Here is a 1,830-nt window from a genome sequence, read left to right on the forward strand (position 1 = left end):
AATCATCTCATATTTCTCTTGAATTTTCCACCTAATTTTCATCTAAAATGTTATCTAAAATGTTATCCACAGCGGTTTCCGCAAGCTGTTTCCTATATAATAAAAAAAGAACATTATAATAAGTACAATAAAATGAAAATTACAAATCGCTTTCAGTCAAAATAACTGAGGGCTTATTAATGTTGTTTACAACCATATAAAGTTGAAATATTAGAATTATTTCCATTAAAAATAATAGATTAAAACCCAAGGGATAGATGAAACATAAATACCCTATATTCATCAGTAATATCTATGTTTTTTTCTCCTTTTGTAGCATTAAACTTTAAATTGTAAATTATTTGATTACTAAGTTGATGACATTGCCCCCGGGGCATTTTCTGAAGGAGCTTGCGACTGAGGTTGCTACAAGCTATAGGATTTAAAAGATATAAAGTGTGTGGAGTTACAACACCAGCACCAGCATCAACATTTTCATTTATCTATAACTAGTTAATTTGCAATGCTAGGAACAACTAAAAACACTCCAATTTAAAATTGGAGTGTTTTTATATATTATGATTGTCAACAATTTCTATAATAGAATTTTAAATTGGAAATTGTTAATTAGATCTATTCCTTAAGCAAAAACTTTTGCGATGGTTTGACATAATCTATTAGGAATATCTCATCATCCACTATTCTTCCTACTACATTCGTATTACCATAATTGTCCATATCCTTTAATGCAATTTGTAATTCTCCTGTGTAATTTTTGTAATTAACATTGTCTATGGTAATATCTCCTCTTTTAACATCATTTGTGTTAAATGGTTTAAAACCTTCTCCTGCATCTTTAACTCTAGTCTTTGAAGACCTTATCATGTACTCTGATATGTCTCCTCTGTTAAAATGTAGAGGTTTAAGAATTATATCCCTTTCGGCAGCAGATATTCCTTCCTTAATGTGTACCTTAAAAGTAAGAATATAAGGATTTACTTCACTTAAGGCTTTAAGTTCCTCCTCTGATGCAAAATCATTAGCAATAATAACATCATCAATTGAGTTTGATGAAAACAAATGTTTTGCTTGAACCGCAATAGGGAGATTTCTATGTTGTTCTAATGTACATAACCCCTCACTTACAGGCCAAGGTCCATATTTAGCATTCTTTGAGGATACAAATGCTGCAGTTCTAATATTATATTTTTTGTATTGCTCATTACACATAATAAAATGATTATAACCAATACCAGAATATTTATGTGGATAAAAATTATGACACCCTAAAACATTCTCTGAATTAGGTTTATAACTAAATACATTATCTATATATTTAGTTCCAGAGCTCATATTGAATTCAATCTTTAATCCATATTTGTTGAAAGACATTAAAGATTCCTCACTACCTGAAAAGCCATTGTCAAGTCTTATCCCATAAAGCCCCATGTCATTAAAAACTTTTAAATCATCAAAACTTACACCAAGATATTGGAATACTTCTGGGTTGATATCAGCAATAACCATCATTCCATATTTGTTAGCATGTACTATAGTTTTTTTAAATTCATCTATTATCTTTTCTTTGTCTCCTTCCACAGAAAGAAGACATGTGAAAATTCTCTTGTACCCATATTTGTTAGCTAAATCGATATATTTTAGATTATCTTCTAATTTTGTATGATGTGGATATATTGAAAATCCTATATTCTTCATAGTAAATCCCCCCATTTAAATTAATTAGTACTCTCGGAAACTCTCAAGCCATTGCTAATTCTAGGTTCATTTTTATGCATATATCAACTTCACCCCAGAATTTCTTCGAGCTTTCTATCTTGAGGATAGCATAGG

At 29.9% G+C, this 1,830-nt stretch carries 1 protein-coding gene; it reads right to left on the reverse strand.

The genetic code is table 11. From position 1 onward, the window contains the following. Positions 1-612: 612 nt before the first annotated feature. Positions 613-1,695, reverse strand: coding sequence for a DUF871 domain-containing protein (locus tag KPL38_RS19080; protein ID WP_216290716.1), 1,083 nt, complete (start codon positions 1,693-1,695; stop codon positions 613-615). Positions 1,696-1,830 lie beyond the last annotated feature (135 nt).

Origin of the sequence: Clostridium psychrophilum, from assembly GCF_018861705.1 — a bacterium.
Lineage (GTDB): Bacteria > Bacillota > Clostridia > Clostridiales > Clostridiaceae > Clostridium_AD > Clostridium_AD psychrophilum.